The sequence below is a fragment of the Methylovirgula ligni genome (genome assembly GCF_004135935.1).
GTDB classification, from domain to species: Bacteria; Pseudomonadota; Alphaproteobacteria; order Rhizobiales; family Beijerinckiaceae; genus Methylovirgula; species Methylovirgula ligni.
Genome location: NZ_CP025086.1, coordinates 970,870 through 990,651 on the forward strand (window position 1 = coordinate 970,870; position 19,782 = coordinate 990,651).

The window sequence follows — 19,782 nt, forward strand, 5'->3', positions numbered from 1 at the left end:
CCATGAGCATTCTGATCGACGAGAAAACCCGCATCATCGTGCAAGGTCTGACCAGCGAAAAGGCGACCTTCCACGCCAAGGATATGATCTCCGCCGGCAGCAACATCGTCGGCGGCGTGGTGCCCGGCAAGGGCGGCCGCACCCATATCGGCCTTCCCGTCTTCAACACGGTGAAGGACGCGGTGCGCGAAGTCGGCGCCGAAGCCTCGATCACCTTCGTCGCGCCGTCCTTCGCCGCCGACGCGATCATGGAATGTGCCGATGCGGGCCTGAAGCTCGTCTGCTCGATCACCGATGGCATCCCGGCGCAGGATATGATGCGCATCAAGCGCTACCTGATGCGCTATCCGAAGGACAAGCGCACGATGCTGGTCGGCCCGAACTGCGCCGGCATCATCAGCCCCGGCAAGGCCATGCTCGGCATCATGCCACCACATATCTACATGCGCGGCTCGGTCGGCGTCATCTCCCGCTCCGGCACGCTCGGTTATGAAGCAGCCGCGCAGATGAAGGCGCTCGGCATCGGCATCACCACCAGCGTCGGCATCGGCGGCGATCCGATCAACGGCAGCTCCTTCCTCGACCACCTCACGCTCTTCAACAACGACGACGAGACGGAAGCCGTGCTGATCATCGGCGAAATCGGCGGTCCGCAAGAAGCCGAAGCCGCGGCCTGGGTGAAGGACAATATGTCGAAGCCCGTCGTCGGCTTCGTTGCCGGTCTCACGGCGCCGAAGGGGCGCCGCATGGGCCATGCCGGCGCCATCATCTCCGCCGCGGGCGACAGCGCCGCCGAGAAGGCCGAGATCATGCGCGCCTTCGGCCTGACGGTTGCGCCGAGCCCGAGCGAATTCGGCGCCACGATGGCGCAGGTTCTGGCCAAGACCCAGGCTTCGCACCGCGTATCGGCCTGAACGCATTTCATTCGCAGAGAGCCGGATGGAATAGACCGTCCGGCTCTCTGCTTTAGTCAATTTAAAGGGGACGAGTCATGAGCTTCACGTTGGTGGAGCAGGCGCGCGCGCGCCTGCAGCGTTCGGAATTGGCGGTGCCCGGCTCCAACCCCGGCATGTTCGAGAAGGCGGCGAAATCGAAAGCCGACATCATCTTCCTCGATTGCGAAGACGCCGTCGCGCCCGACGACAAGGAACAGGCGCGCAAGAACATCATCGCCGGCCTCAATGAGATCGACTGGGGCACCAAGACGCTGATGCTGCGCATCAACGGCCTCGACACGCATTACATGTATCGCGACGTGGTCGATATCGTCGAAGCCTGTCCGCGGCTGGACATGATCCTGATCCCCAAGGTCGGCGTCCCGGCCGACGTCTACGCCGTCGACATGCTCGTCACCCAGATCGAGGCGGCCAAGAAGCGCGAGAAGCGCATCGGCTTCGAAGTGCTGATCGAGACGGCGCTCGGCATGGCCAATGTCGAGGCGATCGCGCAATCGAGCAAACGGCTCGAGGCGATGAGCTTCGGCGTCGCCGATTATGCTGCCTCGACCCGCGCCCGCACCACCGTCATCGGAGGCGTCAATCCCGATTACGGCGTGCTCTCCGACAAGGATGCCGAGGGCAACCGTCAATATTTCTGGGCCGACCAATGGCACGCGGCGCAGACGCGCATGCTGGTCGCCTGCCGCGCCTATGGGCTGCGCCCGATCGACGGCCCGTTCGGCGACTTCTCCGACCCTGACGGCTATCGCGCCGCGGCCAAGCGCGCCGCCGTCCTCGGCTATGAGGGCAAGTGGGCGATCCATCCTTCGCAGATTGATCTCGCCAACGAGGTCTTCACGCCCTCCGAGGCGGAAGTCACCAAGGCCCGTCGCGTGGTCGAAGCCATGCAGCAGGCGGCGAAGGAAGGCAAAGGCGCCGTCTCGCTCGACGGACGGCTGATCGACATCGCCTCGATCCGCATGGCCGAGGCGCTGCTCGCCAAGGCGAAGACCGTCACCGGCTAAATATAGGACGGGCGGGCGAGTTGCCCGCCCCGCCGGTCCTGATTCAATAAAGTAAGCATCGCTCAACACGCAAACCGCGAAGCACTTTTGCGCGCGATGCTCTGGCACGCCATAATGGCGGCATGACAAGTTTCACGCCCTATTCCGCCTTTCTTGGCGGCACGTTGATCGGCCTGTCCGCCGTTCTGCTGATGCTCTTCAACGGGCGGATCGCCGGCATCAGCGGCATCTTCGGCGGCTTTCTCGCCCTGCGCCCCGGCGAGACTCTCTGGCGCCTCGCCTTCATCGCCGGGCTGATCGCGGCACCGCTGCTCTATCGCGGCTTCGGCGGCCAAATCCCCTTCGCGATCACCCCTGCCGCGCCCTTGCTGATCGCCGGCGGCCTCTTGGTCGGCATCGGCACGCGCATGGGCAACGGCTGCACCAGCGGGCATGGCGTCTGCGGCCTCGCCCGCCTTTCGCCGCGCTCGCTCGCCGCGACGCTCACTTTCATGGCGACCGGAATCGGCACCGTCTTCGTCGTCCGCCATTTGCTCGGAGGCTGAGCGATGACGAAATTCGCGGCCTTCCTCTGCGGACTCATCTTCGGCTTTGGCCTCGTCGTCGCTCAGATGTCCAACCCGTCGAAAGTGCTCAACTTCCTCGACATCGCCGGACATTGGGACCCAAGCCTCGCCTTCGTGATGGGCGGCGCGGTGATCGTCACTTTCCTCGGCTACCGGCTCGTGGGGCGTGCGCCCGTTTCGCTCACCGGCCGGCCTTTCGAAGCGCCGCGGACCTTGCCGATCGATGCCCGGCTCGTCAGTGGCGCGGCGCTCTTCGGAATCGGCTGGGGCCTCGTCGGCCTCTGCCCCGGCCCGGCCATCGTCGCGCTCGGCGTCGATGGATGGGAGGCCGTGCTCTTCATCGCCGCCATGGCTATCGGAATGGTGCTCTACGACCGCGTCCTGCGCCCGATCCTGCCATCGGACAGCCCTGATCCCGGAGGTATCGCCGCAGTCTCGCGTCCCCGCTGACCGCGCGCGTTTAGCTTCGATCAACCTAAATCCAGATGGCGCCGCCCATTTGCATGAGTTGGGCGCGATTTGCGAAAAAAAGCGCTATACACGTCTTCGCATCCCGCGCTGGAAGCGGGGCAGCAAGCGAGGAGGCTTCATGGCCGATCCCGAACCGGGCGAAGACACGGGGACAGTCCCGCCCAAGCCCGATTTTTCTGCCAATGCCTTGCGGCGCGACACGGCTGTCATCGACGGCACGGCCGAAGATCTGACGCCGCAAGACTCGCATCAGGAATCGCAAGAGACGGCGGACGTATCGGAACCCGTCGCCCACACCGCGCTCCCCCTCAGCGAAAGCGAAACGACCCCCGTCGAAGACGCAAGCGAATCGCCGGAGCCGGCTCCAGAGGAGGCCCCCTCGGAACCGTCTTCCCCTGAAACGCCGCCTCGCGCGGGCGAAACCAGGCCCCGCCGCGGCGGCGTTCTGGCCCCGGCGCTCCTATCGCTCATCATCGGCGGCGCGGCGGGTTTCGGCGGCGCCTACGGGCTGCGCTATCTCGACAATTCGGATGCCGAAATCAATGCGCTGCGCGTGCAACTCGCGCATCTGGAAATGCAGCAGCCTGACGTCGCCCGGCAGAACGCGCAGACCGAGGCGCTCGCCAACGCGCAGAGCGATTTCGGTAAGCGTCTGGCGACGACCGAGGCCGCGGTCAACGCCAATGCTGACGCCCTGACCGCCTTGCGCGGCGAGGTCGCAAAACTGGCCGCGCGCAAGCCCGTCGCGGCGGTGGCCGGAGCGGCGCCGGACCTCGGCCCGCTGACGCAACAGGTCACGGACCTGCAAGACAAATTGACCGCACTGACGACGCAGGTCGGCGGCCTCTCCGGCAGCCTCGCGGCGCAAAAAAGCCAGGTCACCGCCACGCAGAATCTCGTCGCGCAAAGCGCGGCGGCCCATGCCGACGATACCGCCGTCGCGCTCATCGCCGGCAGCCTGCTGCGCAAGGCGGAAGCCGGTCTGCCCTTTGCGGATGACCTTTCGGCACTGGCGGCGCATGGCGCCGACAAGGCTGCGCTCGCCAGCCTCGAGCCAGCGGCACGCAGCGGCGTTCCGGCCAGCGCCACACTCGCCGCGCAATTCGCGGCCGAGAGCCCCGCCATCCTCGCCACCGCGCCCGCGCCGCATGCCAAAGGCTTTCTCGATCGCCTGCTGAAGGATGCCGAAGGCCTGGTGCGTATCCGCAAGATCGGTGACACAAGCGGCGACAGCCTTGCCGCGCATGTGGCGCGCATCCAGAAGGCGCTCGACGCCGGCGCGGTCGAAACCGCCTATCAGCAATGGACCGCACTGCCCGCGCCCGCGCAGCAGGCATCGCGGGATTTCGGCACGGCGGCGAAACACCGGCTCGATACGATCGCCGCGGCGCGCGCGATCGAGGCTTCGGCGCTCGCCAACCTCGGTAAGGCGAAATCTTGAGACACCACCCACCAGCAAGCGCCAGCCATCGTGGCGCTTTCGTACGCATGAACCTGTGCTAGGCTCCCGCCGGGGCGCCGGCCAGTAGGACGAGTTTGCCGATGATCCGCGTTCTGATTTTCCTTTTGCTGCTCGCCGCCGGGGCGCTTGGCATTTCCTGGCTCGCCAACCATCCCGGCGAGATCTCGCTGACCTGGCAGGGCTATAATATCCAGACGACGGTCGCGGTCGCGTCCGGCATCATCGCCGCGATCGCGCTGATCCTGGCGCTCGTCTTCGGCCTTTTCGGCTATCTCTGGAACCTGCCGGTGCATCTATCGCAGCGGGCGAAGCGCCGCCGCAAGGAGAAGGGCTATGCCGCCCTTTCGCGCGGCATGATCGCGATCGGCGCCGGCGATGCACAGCTTGCCCGCCGCTCCGCCGCCGAGGCCCGCAAACATCTCGAACAGGAGCCGCTGACCCTCCTGCTCGGGGCGCAGGCGGCGCAGCTCTCCGGCGACCGCGCCGGCGCCGAAGCCGCCTTCCAGAAGCTGACGCAGGATTCGACGACCCGGCTGCTCGGCCTGCGCGGCCTGCATGTCGAGGCGCAGCGGCGTGGCGACCAGGACGCGGCGCTGCATTTCGCCGAGGAGGCACACAAGATCGCCCCGCTCGCCTGGTCGAGCAAGGCAGTCCTCGACCATCGCGCCGCACAAGGCCGCTGGGAGACCGCGCTCGATGTGCTCGACCGGCAGATTTCCGCCAAGCTCATCGACAAGGAAACGGGCGAGCGCCAGCGCGCCGTGCTCGAAACGGCGCTGGCGCAGGAGAAAGAATCGCAGGGCGAATGGGAACAGGCGCTCGTGTTGGCGCGCAAAGCCCTGAGCCGGGCGCCGGACCTCATTCCCGCCAGCGTCGCGTTGGCGCAGATCCTCACCCGCCGGGGAGAATTGCGCAAAGCCGCGAAAATCGTCGAGACCGCCTGGGACCGCCAGCCGCATCCCGAACTCGCCGAGGTCTATCTCGATCTGCGGCCGGGCGATTCCAATGCCGACCGGCTGGCCAAGGCGCGCACGCTTGCCAGAATCCGGCCGGGCGATCCCGAAAGCCATATCATCGTCGCCCGCGCCGCGCTGGCCGCGCGCGATTTCCCGGCCGCGCGCGCCGCGATGGCGCCGCTGATCGACGAAGACAAGCGGCCAACGCAGCGCATGTGCCTCATCATGGCCGAACTCGAAGACCGCGAGACAGGCGACGAAGGCAAGGTGCGCGAATGGCTGGCCCGCAGCGCCCGCGCGCCGCGCGACCCGGTGTGGATGGCGGATGGCATCGCCGCCTCCAAATGGGCGCCGATCTCGCCCGCAACCGGCCGGCTCGACGCTTTCGTCTGGCAGACCCCGGCCGACCGGCTGGGCACCGCGATCGAGGCCGATTCCTGGATCGCCCAGGCCGGGACGGCCGCCCTCGAACCGCCAGCGGCCGAGCCCCCTGAGCCTCCCCGTCTTGTCGTCGCGGCGCCCGAAGTCCTCCCGCCTCCGGCCGAGACTTCTGAGGCCCAGACGTCCGCGCCGCCCGAGATCATCGCCCCGCCCAAAGCGGAGAGGCCAAGCTTCCGGGCCAATGGCGCACCGGCGAGCCAGAAGGTGATTTTCCCCATGCCCGGCGCGCCGGACGATCCCGGCCTTGCCGAGGAACCCGAAGCGCCCGCGGCCGGCGACAGGATCGGGCTGCCCTGACCGCCACGCCGCCGGCCGTCTCGCTTGCATCGGGGAAGAGGAATCGGCACCGGCTGACGCCCGCGCGGTTGCCAAATCGCCGGCAACCGGCATAAGAGAAGCGCGCGGCGGGTTTCCGGCCGCCAGGTAAGATATTTGGAGCGCCGCCTTATCGGAAAAGCCGTTCAGCTTTTCTGCGGACGTTCTGGAACGCCGCAATAGCTCAGCTGGTAGAGCACCTCATTCGTAATGAGGGGGTCGGGGGTTCGAATCCCTCTTGCGGCACCAGAAATATCTAATCCGCGCGAACGCCCGCAAGCAGCATCTGCTCGAAAAGCTAATGCGATGACGAAACCCGGCGGCCGAAGGCGGGGAAGCCGAGCAAATAACCCTCTGTTGCCGCTACGTCACGGGCCGACAAAATCTACTTTTCCGATCCCCTGCCGACTAGGCGCTCAACCTCTGCGCGCATAGGGTTGGAAATATTTAATTTCATTCACTGGGGGCGACATGCTTCGCAAACTAATGATTTCCTCAGCCACGCTCGCCTCAATGATCGCTTCTGCGTCGGCTGCCGACCTGCCCAGCATTAAAGAAGCGCCGGCCTATGTCCCGCCACCGCCGGTCCTTAGCTGGACGGGGTTCTATGTCGGCGCCGAAGGCGGCTATGCATGGGGCGAAAGCTATCAATCCCAAGATGGCGCCACAACGGACACCTACCATCCGCGCGGCGGTTTTGGTGGCGGCACGGTCGGCTACAATTGGCAGTTCTCGCAATTCGTGCTTGGGCTTGAAACGGATTTCTCTGGCGGAGACATCGTCGGTTCTTTGCCGATCGGTCGGTATAACGGTTATGGTTGCGGGTCGGGGCCTTGCGAAACCAGAATAAACTGGTTCGGAACGGCGCGCGGCCGCGTCGGCTATGCCTTTAACAATGTACTGATCTACGGCACCGGCGGCTATGCATATGCCAATATTCACACCGCGATTGAGACGGCTCCCGATTTTACGGGGACTTCGACGCGTTCCGGATGGACCGCAGGTGCTGGCGTTGAATGGCTCTTTGCGCCTTCCTGGTCGGCGAAGCTGGAATATCTCCACGCCGATTTTGGCCGTTTCGGTTTCGGCACCGACGAGCCGATACCCACGACAGCCGTCCGGTTCGATAGCGTGAAGGCCGGCGTCGATTATCACTTCAGTCTGTTCGCGCCGCCGACGCCGGTCGTCGCCAAATACTGATCACTCGGTATAGCGATTTAAACGGCGGCTTCGGAGCGCCGTTTTTTCTGCCGCTTCCAGCATGCTGGGCGCTGCGAGAAGAAGATAGAGGGCCTTGGGACTCAAATCGGGAACGGTTCCCTTTCGCCGAATGTCTCGGACGCGTTCAGTTATATAAAGAATACTTCGTCCAGAGCGACTTTGGAATCTCAGGCCCAATTTCATAATGGAGCGAGTGAGCATCGAGGTGCTTTGGGCCGGTCATGCAATTATATGAGATATGGTACCAATTTCCTCTGCTACGAAACACTCCGCCGGGCGCCGCTATGGAGTTTTCGCCGAAGGTCGGATCTCCAAACGTATAAGCAATGACTTTATCAGCTTCAAAGCGCGGCTGATTGCGATTGATCTGAAACATAACTTCGGTATCGCAGGTCTGCTCTAGCCGAGTCTCAGGATCCAAGCGCAGTAGCTCGCGATTGAGCCTCTCGTCGTTCAACGCCATAGCGGACGAATTCATCCAAGCGCTGACCGCAATAAGCGCAACAAACCTGATTGTCGTCCAAATCAAGAATAGCCTCCGCTACTATCCGCACAGTTCAGAGCATTAAAGCACGATGAATCGGAACGGTAGTTTCAAATGCGTTCGCTATTGGGTGTCAAGCCGCACCACGAGCCCCGCAGCAAACGCCGCGGCTCTGGCTAGAACTGCCGCATCGAGGCGCGGTAGCCCGCCCTTTAGCAGCTTGGGCGCGGCGGCTTGTTGAACGGAGTCCCCGCCGGCAGGATCGGCGTACTCGCTGCGCCACATGTTGGGACAGGGACGGGAGTTCTTGCCACGTAAAGTCGTGCCACCAGCCCAGCAGCGAAGACAACGACAAGGCCGACCGCAATCAAACGCCAATCATATCGGCGGCGCAATGGCGGCCGCTTCCACGCCTCGCGCTCCGCGGCGTCGTAGCGGTTTTGGCTTCGGTAGCCCATTGCTAGAAAGCCTAGGCCGGGTGTTATTTCTCGTCAACAATGAGGAAACGCCATGCGCCTTTTATGGGCTGCGCTCCTATCTGCTGTTCTGCTGACGCCATCGATCGCGTTCGCCGACACACTGCACGGATTTCATAGCTTCTCGCGTCGCCACGCCGGCCATGTTCGCACCGCAGCAGCGCAGCGGTTGTTTTGGAAGCGGCAGCCCGCAGGGACGCCCCGGGCTTGCTCTCTAAGTTAACCGATGCTGTACTGTCTCGTCAGCGCCGATAGAGCGCAACGGGAGAGAAACGTCATGAACAATGTTTATGTCGAGGCGCGTCCGAAAGGACGCCCCGAGGGGACGCATATCGACGATTATGTTATCGAGGATACTGAACACGGCGTGCTAGCGAGTTTTAAAACGCAAAAGGAAGCCATTGAATGGGCGAAGGCGGGTGGCCATCACCCGCTTGTCGCCCGCGTCCGACACCAAAATGATAAGAAAGTACCTGGGCATTGGCGCTCAGCGTTCTGGCAATCGGCATAGAGCCGACTATGACGCACCGCTTACAATAAAGTCATTTCACGCACATCTCGCCTTGGTGGCATATGCGATGGTGCGTCACAAATCGTCCTAACTAAAGGAGCGTGCAATGCATGATGCGCAGATTGGCTGGATCGGAGCGATTATCGTCGGCGGCCTGGCGGGTTGGTTTGCCGAAATGTTTATGGGATCCGGCACCGGCATTATCGTGAACATTATTCTTGGCATCATCGGCGCCGTGGTGGCCAGTTGGTTGCTTGGGCTGTTTGGCGTCGGCCTGGGCGGGTGGCTCGGTTATCTGATCGCAGGATTCATCGGCGCCTGCATCCTCATCGCCCTTTGGCGTCTCGTTCGTGGGCGCGGTGTCTAAAGGATGATCTGACTAAGCTGCCCGCGGCCTCGACGCATCGTTTAATCGTCGCTGCTCGCGGGTAGCACCGCTACCTTCCCCCGCTCGGCACCACCGGCCGCAAAGCCTAAAGCCGCGCATGCCGCGCAGCCGAACGAGCGCACGGGCTATTTCGAACGATCCTTAAGGCAGATCGGCTCGCAATGCTCGTTTATCTTTTAGAATTGGCGGCGAATGAGGCAAGGCGTGAGCCTTCAACGGATAGCGCCGATCCAGCGCACTTTCCCCGGTCGAAACAACGTCGAGCTGATCCGCCAACGACCGAGGCAGCCTTAAAAACATCGTCGCGGAAATTACTGGGAATGACGGTGAAGTTGAATTGATACCGGTCAACTCGAGATGTCTGCCGCAGCGCGTGAAATTTTGTATTGGACAATCTGTCCAACCCCATCGCGTTCAAACGGCAAGCAGCGCGCGCAGACCTTCGATGAGATGCGTCGGCGTCGGCGGGCAGCCGCCGATGTGTAGATCGACCGACAGCACGGATGCGACGCCATCAAGGCACGCATAGCTCCTGGCGAAGTCGCCGCCGCAGGCGGCGCAATCGCCAACCGCCACCACCCATTTCGGCGAAGGCATCGCCGCATAGGTTCGCAGCAGAGCTTCGTGCATGTTCTTGGTGACAGGGCCGGTGACGACGAGGACATCGGCATGACGTGGCGAGGCGACAAACCGCAGGCCAAACCGTTCGAGATCATAATAGGGATTGCTCAAGGCATTGAGTTCAAGTTCGCAGGCGTTGCACGAGCCTGCATCGACCACACGGATCGCGAGACTGCGGCCGAGATGTTTCTGCGCCGCCTTGTCGAGCGCCGCCGCGGCGCGGGCGATTCCGGCATCGCCGGGCGTGCCCGGCGGTTCGGTAAAGGGCGGCCGCAACAGCGCGTCGAAGAGAGTCTTACGCATCGGCCCGGCTCACAGGTCATGCCCCGAATAGGAGCAGTTGAAGGATTTGTTGCAGAGCGGGAAATCGGCGACGATGTTGTTCTCGATGACGGCTTCGAGCAGCGGCCATTGGAACCAGGAAGGATCGCGCAAACGGCAGCGCCCAACGCGGCCATCCGCCTCGATCCGCGTCCAGACGAAAACATCACCGCGGAATGATTCCGCGAAGGCGGCGCCCTCCGCGGCTTCGGCGGCGCGCAATGGCGGCGGCGCGTAGATGGCGCCGGCGGGCAGGTCCGCCAGAATCTGCTCGATCAGCCGGAGCGATTGGGTGATCTCGCGGATGCGAATCCAGATGCGCGCGTTCACGTCGCCATCGTTCAGCACCGGGATCTCGAAATCGAGCCTGTCGTAGGGCGCGTAGCCCGGCCAGCGCCGCGCATCGCAAGTGCGGCCCGAGGCGCGGCCGATGAATCCCCCGGCGCCAAATTGCGCGGCGAGCTGCGGCCGCAATACGCCGGTGCCGACCGTGCGGTCCTGCAACGATGCGGTCTTGTCATAGAGTTCGGCGAGGGGCTGGAAACGTCGATCGATTTCGAGAACCAAGCGGCTGAGCTGGGCGATGCCCGGCGCATCGAGATCGTTTTTCACGCCGCCGGGCACGACGCGGTCCATGATCAGCCGGTGGCCGAAGCTTTTATCGTTTTGCCGCAGCACATCTTCGCGCAGTGCCGAGCAATGCGCGAGCACGATCGCAAAAGCCGCATCGTTGCAGACGGCGCCGACATCGCCGAGATGATTGGCGAGCCGTTCGAGTTCTGCCATCAGCGCGCGCAGCCATATGGCGCGGGGCGGCACTGCCCAGCCAAGCGCCGCCTCGACGGCGCGGGAAAAAGCGCAGGCATAGGCCACGGTTGCATCACCCGAGCAGCGGCCCGCGAGCCGCGCCGCCGCTTCGAGGTCGGCGCCCTGGATGAGACCCTCGGTGCCTTTGTGGACATAGCCGAGCCGCTCCTCGAGCCGCACGACGGTCTCGCCGTCGGCGCTGAAGCGGAAATGCCCGGGCTCGATGATGCCGGCATGGACCGGGCCGACGGCGATCTCGTGAATGTTCTGTCCTTCCACCGGCAGGAAGGGATAGCCCGTCGCCGGTTCCAGCGCGGGATGACGCGCGCCAAGCGGCGCGGTGATGCCCCAGGCGCCGTGGTCGAGCCAGGGGCGCCGGTCCGGCAGGCCGGCGGGGATGAGGCCGAAGAGATCCGCTGCGGCACGCTCCAGCCGGATCGCCGGAGGATGCGCCTGTCCGACGGAGGGATAGCGCCCGTCCGGGCATGGCATGCTGAGCACCAGCATGCGGCCCGGTTCGGCGCTAGGCGCAAGCGCCATATGCACGATCTGCGGCTCGCCCCACAGATCGATCAGCGTCAGGGCGCCGCTCCGCAAGCGCTCGCTGGCCTCGACCCAGACTTCGCCCCGCACAACAAGGCGCGGCCAGGGCTGATGCCGCGCGACGGGCTCGCCGGTAAGGCCATAGAAGGGATCGGTCTGGCGCGGGTCGATCATTTGAGGAGGCCCGCCACGTTCTGAAACCAGGCGACCATCGGCCCCGGCATGTAGAAGCCGGCGACGAACACCAGCGCCAGATGTGCGAAGATCGGTAGATAGGAGGCTGTGACCGGCGTCGTTGGCCCCCGCGGTTCACCGAAGGCAAGCCCGCCGAGCCGCCAGAGCAGCGCGCCGAAGGCGACGAGCAGGCCGAAGACGACGAGCGCGGCAAGGAGCGGCGCGCGCGCGAAGGCGGAGGTCAGCACCAGAAATTCGCTCATGAAGACGCCGAAGGGCGGCAGGCCGGCGATCGCGACAACGCCCGCGACGAGCGTCCAGCCGAGCACCGGATGGCTGGCGGTCAATCCGCGGATGTCGGCGATGCGCTGCGTGCCCTTCACCTGCGCGATATGGCCGACCGAGAAGAAGATCGCCGATTTGGTCAGGCTGTGCATGGTCATCTGCAAAAGCCCGGCGAAATTGGCGAGCGGGCCGCCCATGCCGAAGGCGAAGACGATGATGCCCATATGCTCGATCGAGGAATAGGCGAACAGGCGTTTGATGTCGCGCCGCCGGTAGAGCATGAAGGCGGCGAAGATCAGCGAGCCGATGCCGAGCGTGATCATCAGCGGTCCGACGGGGATCGTCGCCGCATTGGCAGACATGATCATCTTGAAGCGCAGGAGAGCATAGAGCGCGACATTGAGCAGAAGGCCGGAGAGCACGGCCGAAACCGGCGTCGGGCCTTCCGCATGTGCGTCCGGCAGCCAGGCGTGCATCGGCGCAAGGCCCACCTTGGTGCCGTAGCCGAGCAGCAGAAAGACGAAGGCGACATTGAGGAGCGAGGGATCGAGCCGGCTCGCCCTATGCAGCAGATTGGTCCAGGCCATCGAATCCATGCCCTCGCCCAGCGCCGAGACGGCGGCAAGATAGACGAGGATCGTGCCGAAGAGCGCGAGAGCAATGCCGACGCTGCCGAGGATGAAATATTTCCACGCGGCTTCGAGCGCGTCATTGGTGCGATAGATGCCGACCATTACCACGGTCGAGAGCGTGGCGAGTTCGACCGCGACCCACATGAGGCCGATGTTGTTGGCCGTCAGCGCCAGGTCCATGCCGAACATCATGAGCTGATAGATGGCATGATAGAAGCGCAGATAGCCGGGCGTCAGCCGCCCGGTCTCGATCTCGTGGCCGATATAGCTCGCGCTGAAAATGCTGGTGGTGAAGCCGACGAGCGCGTTGAGCACGATGAAGACGACATTGAGATCGTCGGTCAGCAGAAAATTGTTGGTTGGCGGGCGATAGTAGAACAACGTCACCGCGAAGGCGAGAACCGCGCCGCTGAAGAGAATGTTGAGCCGTGCCGAGAGGCGATAATCCGGGATCAAAGCCAGCACCGCCGCGCCGATCAGCGAAGTGGCGAGCAAAGCCAGCACGGGATTGAGCGCAGAAAAGATCATCGGCGCGCCTCGCGGATATTGTCGAGTGCCTGCAAATCCACGGTGTCGAAACGTTCGCGGATGCGGAACAGGAAGATGCCGATGACGATGAAGGCGATGAGAACCGAAAAGGCGACGGAAATCTCGACGACGAGGGGCATACCCCGCGCGCCGGTTCCGGCGAGGATCAGGCCGTTCTCCAGCGACATGAAGCCGATCACCTGACTGATGGCATTGCGCCGCGTCACCATCATCAACAGCCCGAGCAGGACGACGGCGAGCGCCAGCGCGACATCCTCGCGCACCAGCGCGTTGGCGCCGGCCGTCACCCGCAGCATCAGGTCCATCGAAAGGGCAACGAGGCCGATGCCGATCAGCATGGTGATGCCGGTGCCGACGGCGGTCTCGATCTCGCGATGCAGGTTCATCCGCACCACCATGCGGCGAAAGGCCATGGGGATGATGATGGCCTTGAAGGCGAGCGCGATGAAGGCTGTTACGTAGAGGTCGGGCTTGTCCTGCACATAGGCTTGCCAGGCGACCGAAAAGGCCAGCAGCAGCGAATGCAGCGTGAGCGCGTCGATCAGCGGCAGCAGCCGGTCCTGATAGAGCATCATGAAGCTCACCAGCACGAGCAGACCGGCGAACATATGCGCCACGTCGAAGGCGAAGGCTTGCGTCATCACAGGCCCCCCGAAACGAAGAGAAGCAGTGTGCCGAGCAGCCCGAGCATCAGCGCAATGCCGGTCAGGTTCGGCACGCGGAAGACGCGCATCTTGGCGATCGCCGTTTCGAGACTGGCGAGCAGCAGGCTTGCGACGATAACTTTGAACAGATAGGCGGCGATAGCGAGGACATAGGCCAGCGGGCCGCCGCCGCCGGTGGTGATGAGGCCGAAGGGAAAGAAGATGCAGCCGATGACGGAGATATAGAGCAGCAGCTTCAGCGCCGTCGCCCATTCGATCATGGCGAGGTGCCGCCCGGAATATTCGAGCAGCATAGCCTCGTGAATCATGGTGAGTTCAAGATGGGTGGCGGGATTGTCCACCGGAATGCGGGCGTTCTCGGCCAGCGCGACGATGATAAGGGCGACGAGCGCCATGGCGAAGGAGACGCGCAGACCGCCGACATGCGCCATGAAGTCCGCGACGGTCGAAAGCTGCGAGGAACCAGCGGCGAGCGCGACGGTGAAGACGACCATGATCATCGCCGGCTCGGCGAGCGAGGCGATCATCACCTCGCGGCTGGAACCGATGCCGCCGAAGCTGGTGCCGGTGTCGAGCGCGACGAGCGCCTGGAGAAAGCGTGCGGCGCCGAGCAGCGCGACAATGGCGATGAGATCGCCGCACCAGGAAAACAGCAGCCCGGTGCGGAACGTCGGCACCAAGGCCACCGCGACCCAGGTGAGCGCGAAGATGGCATAGGGCGCGACGCGGAACAGCCAGGACGCATTTTCCGGCAGTACGACTTCTTTGCCGAAGAGGCGCCGCAGATCGCGATAAGGCTGCAAGACCGGTGGTCCGATCCGCCGTTGCAGGCGCGCCTTCATCTTGCGGACGAGACCGACCACTGCCGGGGCGAGGATGACGACGAGCGCCATCTGGCAGAATTGCAGCGCGATTTCGCCGATCAACCCCATAGCGCCAGCACCGTCAGGAGGGCGACAAGAGCGACGAAGACCATCGCGAGATAGACGCGGATGGTCAGGAACTGGATGTGATTGAGCAAGCCGGCGGCGCGGTCGATGAAGACGGCGATCGGCGCATAGAGAAAGTCCCAGACCGGATCGCGAATGGTGCGCACGAGCTTCGCCGGACGCGGATCTTCCGGGGCGGGCATGTCAACCGTTTCATGGGCGCCGAACGTGACGCTGCCGAAGACGCGGCGGATCGGTTGCGACAGGCTGGTGGCGGAATATTGCACCTGCGGGCCGAGATTCGGATAGCCGCAATCCCAGAACGGCGCGATGCGCACGGCGCGCGAGGCGAAGCGATGCACCATCGCCGCGGCGATGGTCGCCGCCGCGACCATGAAGCCAAAGAGGAGCAGGCCGTTGTAGGAACTGCGCGAGGCAGACACGGGGACGATCGAGAGCCAGGCGATGCTGGACTGCGGCGGCATCCGGCCCGAGACCATGGCACTCGCGACAGGCTGCAGCCAATCGATCGCGAGGCCGGGAAAGAGGCCGACGAAAAGGCAAAGTGCGGCAAGGCCGAGCATGGCGGCGAGCGACCAGCGGTCGACTTCACGCGCTGCCGCAGCGGCGGGCGTGCGCGGGCGGCCGAGATAGGTGATGCCGAAGGCGCGGACGAAACAGGCGGCAGCGAGTGCAGCGGCAAGCGCCAGCAGCACGCCGACGCCCGGGACGATGAGCTTCAGTCCCATCTGCGGCAATTGCGGACTCACCAGAATGCTCTGGAAGACCAGCCATTCGGAGGCGAAACCGTTGAACGGCGGCAGCGCGGAGATGGCGATGCTCGCAGCGAGGACGGCGGCGGAGGAATAAGGCAGACGATTGATCAGCCCGCCGAGCTTCTCGATATCGCGCGTGCCGGTCGAAACGATCAGCGTGCCGGCACCGAAGAAGAGCACGCTCTTGAACAGCATATGGTTCAGCACGTGGAACAGCGCCGCGGTCAGCGCCAGGGCCGCGGCACCCGCAAGGCCGCTCGCCTTGAAGGCCAGCGCGAGGCCGATGGCGATGAAGATGATGCCGACATTCTCGATCGTGCTGTAGGCGAGTATGCGCTTGATGTCGGTTTCCATCAGCGCGTAGAGCACGCCGAGCGCGGCGGTTGCGCCGCCGAGCAGCAGCGGCGCGACGCTCCACCACCATTGCGGCGGGCCCATCAGATCGAAGACAATGCGGATGAAGGCGTAGATCGCGACCTTGGTCATGACGCCGCTCATCAGCGCCGAGACATGGCTCGGCGCGGCGGGATGGGCGAGCGGCAGCCACACGTGGAACGGTACGAGGCCCGCCTTCGAGCCCGCGCCGATGAGGGCGAGAGCCAGCGCGAGTCCCGTAAGGCTCGGAGCGAGATGATGCGCGCGGATCGCCGCGAAGGCGTAATTGCCTTGCGCGCCGGCGAGCAGGCCGAAACAGAAGAGCAGCGCGAACGTGCCGGCGCTCGCCATCAGCAGATAGATGTAGCCGGCTCGCAGATTGCCGTTTGTGCGGTGGCGCGCGATGACGAGGGCCCAGGAGGCGAGTGACATCAGTTCCCAGGCGAGCAGAAAGCTATAGGCATCGGCGGCGATGACGACGAGATTCATCGCCGCGAGAAAGACCGGGTAGAAGGGCAGCACGCGGCCGGGCTCCGGCTCGTGCCGGCCATAGCCGAGCGCATAGAGCGAAACGCCCGCGCCGCCGAAATTAACGATAAGCAGAAAGGCCGCGGCCAGCGCGTCGAGGCGGAAATGCGCGCCGAGCCAGGGCAGACCGAGCGGCAAGGTGATCGACATCGGGCTTTGTGCGACGGCGAAGAGCGCGATGCCGCTCAGGATCGCCGAGATGACGAGCGTGCCGCCATAGACGATCGGCGTCGCGTAGCGCCAGCCGCTCAGGATCACCGCCAGCACCGAGAGGATGAGATCGCCGGCAACGCACGACAACAGGAGCGCCATCATGACTCTCCTGGTCTGCAGGCTTGGCGGCGGCGTTGCATCGGCTCAGTCCTTCAGCCGGACGCCGCGGCCCCCGCCCGAACTCGTCGTCCCTTCGCCGATCAGCACGACGCCGGCGGCTTCGAGCCCGGCGATCAGCTTCATCAACGAATCGACATTGCCACGGATGACGCCTTCACTCGCCTCCATCCGCTGGATCGTCGGCAGCGACAGGCCGGAGCGCTCAGCGAGATCGCGTTGATCCATCGCCAGGAGAGCCCGCGCCGCCCGCATCTGCCCCGCTGTGATCATGCGCCTGCCTCAGAGGTTGAGCATGGAACATGCTTATAGATGTTTTAAACATCAATGTAAATGGGCAGAGCATTAGTTTCAGGGCGGGCTAGGGTGAAAACTCAACCAGCTCGGATAGCATTTGTAGATCGAGGGCTTCGTCTATCGCGCGACTGCCGGTCCCACCCGCAGAAGTTCAATGCCTTCGCGAAGCGGACCTGGTCTGGGCTGATCCGGGCAAAAGGGCATTTTTGGCTGGCCAGGCGTCCAAAGTGGGTTGGCGAGTCTTCGCTCGCCGGCGCAATCGCACGCGTGACGCCGCTTGGTTGTTGGCGGGCTGCAGTACCGAAACAAGTGCTCGCCGAACGCGGCATCAGGGACATGACGTCGGGGCAAACCGAGAGCTGCGTTTTGGCAAATCGCCGCGCCTCTTCCCAAAAGTGGCCCTCTGCGAAATCTGACTATACTTAAAATCTTAAATAGCGCGCCGCGTGGTTACGGCGAACGCACTGGCGTTGCTGCGGGCGGCGCAATAAGCTATATCTGACGCGATCCCTAAAACATCGGGTACGGGACTTTCGGAACATGGCGGACGATATTTGCGAAGTGCGACCCACGGGGCGCATTGATAATGTCACCGGGCCCGCCTTCGAGCGCGACGTGCTGCAGCAGATCGACGGCGGCCAGCGCCGCCTGCTGCTCGATTTCGCCGATCTCGTTTATATCAGCAGCGCCGGTCTTCGCATCGTTCTTCTCGCCGCAAAGCGGATGAAATCCGCCGGCGGCCGCCTCGTGCTCTGCTCGCTCAACCCCCAGATCGCCGAAGTGTTCGACATCAGCGGCTTCAACCGCATTCTCGACATTCTGCCCTCGCGCGATGCGGCGCTCTCCAATCTCTCGGCAACGTGATTCTTCCGGCCAGGTGAAGCGCCGAAACTGTGGAGCGGCCGTGCCGTCTTCGCGGCTGTCGTAAAACTGTCACGTCGGCTGACTAGCCAAGCTAGATGCAGACCCTCGATATTTTCGCTTCGATCCTTGCGGGTCTGGGCCTGTTTTTCGTCGGGACCAAGGGCATTGCCGCCAATCTCAGCCAGCTCGCCGGCCGGAGCCTGAGGCAATGGGTGGCCCGCTCGACGGGCAATTATGCGATGAGCGCCGCCATCGGCACGCTCGCCGGCGCGCTCGTCCAGAGTACCAACGCCATCACCGTTATTCTGATGAGCATGGCGAAGGCGGAGATGATCACGCCGCGCCAGGCCCGGCCGATTCTCGTCTGGAGCAATGTCGGCACCTCGGTGCTGGTGCTGGCGGTGGCTATCGACATCCATCTCTTCGTCCTGTTGCTCACCGCGACAACGGGCCTGTTCTATTACCTCAATCTCGATCGTTCGCCGCGCTGGCGCCCCTTCGTCGCGGCCCTGCTGGCGATCAGCCTGCTTTTTCTCGGCCTGCAGTTGATGCACAACGGCAACCACGAATTGCGTAGCATCGAGTGGGTGCGTGAATTCTTCCAGATATCGGCGCGCTGGAGCATTCTGGCGTTCGGCGTTGGCGTCGTACTGGCCGTCGCCTTGCAATCCTCCTCGACCGTGGCGGTCATCGCGATCTCGATGTCGGCGGCCGGCCTGTTCACCCTCGGCCAGGCGCTGCTGACGGTCCTTGGCGCGAGCGTCGGCTCGGGGCTCAGCACCTATATCGTGTCGGCCGGCATGGAGGGCTCATCGCGCCAGCTCGCCATCCTGCAAGCGGCCGTCAAGATCCTTGGCGTCGCCGCGCTGCTGCCGTTCGTCATCGTCGAGCGCACCTTCCATGTCCCGCTGCTGGAGGCGCTCATCCGCCTGATCACCAGCGATATCGGCAAACAAGTGGCACTCGTCTATCTCGCCTGCCAGATCGCCGCCGTCGCGGTGCAGGCGGTCTTCGACCGCGCCCTTAATCCGCTCCTCGCCTACATGGCGCCGCCGTCGCTCGAGGAGACCGCCTCGAAGCCGCGCTATCTCTACGATCAGGCACTCGCGGAGCCGGAAACCGCCCTCGTTCTCGTCGATCGCGAGCAGGCCCGCGTCTTCAGCTTCCTGCCACTCTATCTCGGCGTCGCCGATCTGCTCGAAGGCGGCGAGACAATCCGCGAGCGCGGTACAGTGCTCGCCGCAGCGACAACCCTCGACGAGGTGATCGGCCGCTTTCTCACCGATCTGTCCGACGCCGGGGCAAGCCGCGAGGTGCTGGTCGCGATCGCCAATCGACAGGCCCGCAACGGCTTCCTGCAATCGCTCCACGAGGCCATGCACGAGCTCGGTGGCGTGCTGGCCAAACCGTTCGAATTGCCGGCGCTCCGCTCGCTCGCCGAAAATCTTTCCGAGGGCCTCGCCGCTCTCCTGATGGTCGCCTACGAGGCGGTCCGCGACGGCGATGCCGACGATCTCGCGCTGCTGCAGAAAATGGCTGCCGACCGCGACAGCCTCGTCGATCAGATGCGCCGGCGTGTCGTCTCCGCGGACAAATCCGTATCGGCACAGGACCAGCAGGCGCTTTATGCGATTACCAGCCTGTTCGAGCGCATCGTCTGGATGTTGCGCCGCTTCGCAGCGCTGCTCGTCGAGGCCCACGCGGAGGAGGCCGCACCGGCGCTCGAAACGCCGGGCGGCGCGGCGGAATTGGCCAAGTAACGCCGCGATCTGAATTCGCCAACTAGTGCGTGCGGTTCCTTCGCCGCCAGTATACACTTGTCGCAAATCTAT

General features: G+C 64.1%; 19 protein-coding genes, 1 tRNA gene and 1 pseudogene. 13 read left to right on the top strand and 8 right to left on the bottom strand.

From position 1 onward, the window contains the following. The first annotated feature begins 2 nt into the window (after window positions 1-2). The 8 genes from sucD (at window position 3) to CWB41_RS04725 (ending at window position 7,374) form a co-directional block, all read left to right on the top strand. On the top strand, window positions 3-914 hold the full coding sequence (gene sucD, locus CWB41_RS04690; protein ID WP_115835524.1) for a succinate--CoA ligase subunit alpha: 912 nt from the start codon (window positions 3-5) through the stop codon (window positions 912-914). A gap of 77 nt (window positions 915-991) precedes the next feature. After that, entirely contained in the window at window positions 992-1,963 is a 972-nt protein-coding gene (locus CWB41_RS04695; protein WP_115835349.1) for an HpcH/HpaI aldolase/citrate lyase family protein, read from the top strand. Window positions 1,964-2,085: 122 nt separating this feature from the next. Next, on the top strand, window positions 2,086-2,508 hold the full coding sequence (locus CWB41_RS04700) for a YeeE/YedE family protein (RefSeq protein ID WP_115835348.1): 423 nt from the start codon (window positions 2,086-2,088) through the stop codon (window positions 2,506-2,508). Window positions 2,509-2,511: 3 nt separating this feature from the next. Further along, window positions 2,512-2,979 carry a YeeE/YedE family protein gene (locus tag CWB41_RS04705; RefSeq protein ID WP_115835347.1) on the top strand — a complete coding sequence of 156 codons (468 nt, stop codon included), beginning with the start codon at window positions 2,512-2,514 and terminating at the stop codon, window positions 2,977-2,979. 139 nt (window positions 2,980-3,118) lie between these two features. Further along, complete coding sequence (locus CWB41_RS04710; RefSeq protein ID WP_129396402.1) at window positions 3,119-4,441, top strand: COG4223 family protein; 1,323 nt, start codon at window positions 3,119-3,121, stop codon at window positions 4,439-4,441. Between the two features lie 101 nt (window positions 4,442-4,542). After that, entirely contained in the window at window positions 4,543-6,156 is a 1,614-nt protein-coding gene (locus tag CWB41_RS04715) for a heme biosynthesis protein HemY (protein ID WP_115835345.1), read from the top strand. Between the two features lie 191 nt (window positions 6,157-6,347). Next, window positions 6,348-6,423 (top strand) — tRNA-Thr (locus tag CWB41_RS04720). Window positions 6,424-6,687: 264 nt separating this feature from the next. Beyond that, window positions 6,688-7,374: an outer membrane protein gene (locus tag CWB41_RS04725; RefSeq protein WP_245411148.1), complete on the top strand. Its 687-nt coding sequence runs from the start codon at window positions 6,688-6,690 to the stop codon at window positions 7,372-7,374. A 145-nt stretch (window positions 7,375-7,519) separates the two neighbouring features. Here CWB41_RS04725 and CWB41_RS04730 read toward each other — a convergent pair whose 3' ends face one another. After that, entirely contained in the window at window positions 7,520-7,924 is a 405-nt protein-coding gene (locus tag CWB41_RS04730; protein WP_245411147.1) for a DUF930 domain-containing protein, read from the bottom strand. Between the two features lie 708 nt (window positions 7,925-8,632). On the opposite strand from CWB41_RS04730, the gene CWB41_RS04735 reads away from it, so the two are divergent. Beyond that, a complete protein-coding gene (locus CWB41_RS04735) occupies window positions 8,633-8,866 on the top strand; it encodes a hypothetical protein (RefSeq protein WP_115835522.1) in 234 nt (77 codons plus the stop codon). Between the two features lie 106 nt (window positions 8,867-8,972). Further along, window positions 8,973-9,233, top strand: coding sequence for a GlsB/YeaQ/YmgE family stress response membrane protein (locus CWB41_RS04740; protein ID WP_115835343.1), 261 nt, complete (start codon window positions 8,973-8,975; stop codon window positions 9,231-9,233). 435 nt (window positions 9,234-9,668) lie between these two features. Here CWB41_RS04740 and CWB41_RS04745 read toward each other — a convergent pair whose 3' ends face one another. The 7 genes from CWB41_RS04745 to CWB41_RS04775 are packed head-to-tail and all read right to left on the bottom strand — an operon-like array spanning window position 9,669 to window position 17,062. Further along, entirely contained in the window at window positions 9,669-10,178 is a 510-nt protein-coding gene (locus tag CWB41_RS04745) for an NADH-quinone oxidoreductase subunit B family protein (RefSeq protein ID WP_115835342.1), read from the bottom strand. A gap of 9 nt (window positions 10,179-10,187) precedes the next feature. Continuing rightward, window positions 10,188-11,720: a hydrogenase large subunit gene (locus CWB41_RS04750; RefSeq protein ID WP_115835341.1), complete on the bottom strand. Its 1,533-nt coding sequence runs from the start codon at window positions 11,718-11,720 to the stop codon at window positions 10,188-10,190. Beyond that, window positions 11,717-13,165, bottom strand: coding sequence for a hydrogenase 4 subunit F (locus tag CWB41_RS04755; RefSeq protein ID WP_115835340.1), 1,449 nt, complete (start codon window positions 13,163-13,165; stop codon window positions 11,717-11,719). The genes CWB41_RS04750 and CWB41_RS04755 overlap by 4 nt, the downstream gene beginning before the upstream one ends. Further along, window positions 13,162-13,827 carry a hydrogenase-4 component E gene (locus CWB41_RS04760; RefSeq protein WP_115835339.1) on the bottom strand — a complete coding sequence of 222 codons (666 nt, stop codon included), beginning with the start codon at window positions 13,825-13,827 and terminating at the stop codon, window positions 13,162-13,164. Before CWB41_RS04760 ends, CWB41_RS04755 begins: the two co-directional genes overlap by 4 nt. Continuing rightward, window positions 13,827-14,783, bottom strand: coding sequence for a respiratory chain complex I subunit 1 family protein (locus tag CWB41_RS04765; RefSeq protein ID WP_115835338.1), 957 nt, complete (start codon window positions 14,781-14,783; stop codon window positions 13,827-13,829). Before CWB41_RS04765 ends, CWB41_RS04760 begins: the two co-directional genes overlap by 1 nt. Next, the gene (gene hyfB / locus CWB41_RS04770) at window positions 14,774-16,771 is read right to left on the bottom strand and encodes a hydrogenase 4 subunit B (RefSeq protein WP_115835521.1); all 1,998 of its coding nucleotides are present in this window, start codon (window positions 16,769-16,771) and stop codon (window positions 14,774-14,776) included. Before hyfB ends, CWB41_RS04765 begins: the two co-directional genes overlap by 10 nt. Window positions 16,772-16,816: 45 nt before the next feature. After that, window positions 16,817-17,062, bottom strand: coding sequence for a helix-turn-helix domain-containing protein (locus CWB41_RS04775; RefSeq protein ID WP_115835337.1), 246 nt, complete (start codon window positions 17,060-17,062; stop codon window positions 16,817-16,819). 127 nt (window positions 17,063-17,189) lie between these two features. Here CWB41_RS04775 and CWB41_RS16330 point away from each other — a divergent pair. The 3 genes and pseudogenes from CWB41_RS16330 to CWB41_RS04790 all read left to right on the top strand — a co-directional run. Beyond that, window positions 17,190-17,395, top strand: a pseudogene (locus CWB41_RS16330) (GTP-binding protein); the annotation flags it as partial. Window positions 17,396-17,626: 231 nt separating this feature from the next. Next, on the top strand, window positions 17,627-17,950 hold the full coding sequence (locus CWB41_RS04785; RefSeq protein ID WP_115835335.1) for an STAS domain-containing protein: 324 nt from the start codon (window positions 17,627-17,629) through the stop codon (window positions 17,948-17,950). A gap of 95 nt (window positions 17,951-18,045) precedes the next feature. Next, on the top strand, window positions 18,046-19,710 hold the full coding sequence (locus CWB41_RS04790) for a Na/Pi cotransporter family protein (RefSeq protein ID WP_115835334.1): 1,665 nt from the start codon (window positions 18,046-18,048) through the stop codon (window positions 19,708-19,710). Window positions 19,711-19,782 lie beyond the last annotated feature (72 nt).

Excerpts from the sequence above, each read along its gene's own strand:
- CWB41_RS04695 (WP_115835349.1), top strand. The coding sequence starts at position 992 with ATGAGCTTCACGTTGGTGGAGCAGGCGCGCGCGCGCCTGCAGCGTTCG.
- CWB41_RS04740 (WP_115835343.1), top strand. The coding sequence starts at position 8,973 with ATGCATGATGCGCAGATTGGCTGGATCGGAGCGATTATCGTCGGCGGC.
- CWB41_RS04755 (WP_115835340.1), bottom strand. The coding sequence starts at position 13,165 with ATGATCTTTTCTGCGCTCAATCCCGTGCTGGCTTTGCTCGCCACTTCG.
- sucD (WP_115835524.1), top strand. The coding sequence starts at position 3 with ATGAGCATTCTGATCGACGAGAAAACCCGCATCATCGTGCAAGGTCTG.
- CWB41_RS04760 (WP_115835339.1), bottom strand. The coding sequence starts at position 13,827 with ATGACGCAAGCCTTCGCCTTCGACGTGGCGCATATGTTCGCCGGTCTG.
- CWB41_RS04765 (WP_115835338.1), bottom strand. The coding sequence starts at position 14,783 with ATGGGGTTGATCGGCGAAATCGCGCTGCAATTCTGCCAGATGGCGCTC.
- CWB41_RS04785 (WP_115835335.1), top strand. The coding sequence starts at position 17,627 with ATGGCGGACGATATTTGCGAAGTGCGACCCACGGGGCGCATTGATAAT.
- CWB41_RS04745 (WP_115835342.1), bottom strand. The coding sequence starts at position 10,178 with ATGCGTAAGACTCTCTTCGACGCGCTGTTGCGGCCGCCCTTTACCGAA.
- CWB41_RS04750 (WP_115835341.1), bottom strand. The coding sequence starts at position 11,720 with ATGATCGACCCGCGCCAGACCGATCCCTTCTATGGCCTTACCGGCGAG.
- hyfB (WP_115835521.1), bottom strand. The coding sequence starts at position 16,771 with ATGGCGCTCCTGTTGTCGTGCGTTGCCGGCGATCTCATCCTCTCGGTG.
- CWB41_RS04700 (WP_115835348.1), top strand. The coding sequence starts at position 2,086 with ATGACAAGTTTCACGCCCTATTCCGCCTTTCTTGGCGGCACGTTGATC.
- CWB41_RS04735 (WP_115835522.1), top strand. The coding sequence starts at position 8,633 with ATGAACAATGTTTATGTCGAGGCGCGTCCGAAAGGACGCCCCGAGGGG.
- CWB41_RS04710 (WP_129396402.1), top strand. The coding sequence starts at position 3,119 with ATGGCCGATCCCGAACCGGGCGAAGACACGGGGACAGTCCCGCCCAAG.
- CWB41_RS04705 (WP_115835347.1), top strand. The coding sequence starts at position 2,512 with ATGACGAAATTCGCGGCCTTCCTCTGCGGACTCATCTTCGGCTTTGGC.
- CWB41_RS04775 (WP_115835337.1), bottom strand. The coding sequence starts at position 17,062 with ATGATCACAGCGGGGCAGATGCGGGCGGCGCGGGCTCTCCTGGCGATG.
- CWB41_RS04715 (WP_115835345.1), top strand. The coding sequence starts at position 4,543 with ATGATCCGCGTTCTGATTTTCCTTTTGCTGCTCGCCGCCGGGGCGCTT.
- CWB41_RS04790 (WP_115835334.1), top strand. The coding sequence starts at position 18,046 with ATGCAGACCCTCGATATTTTCGCTTCGATCCTTGCGGGTCTGGGCCTG.
- CWB41_RS04725 (WP_245411148.1), top strand. The coding sequence starts at position 6,688 with ATGATCGCTTCTGCGTCGGCTGCCGACCTGCCCAGCATTAAAGAAGCG.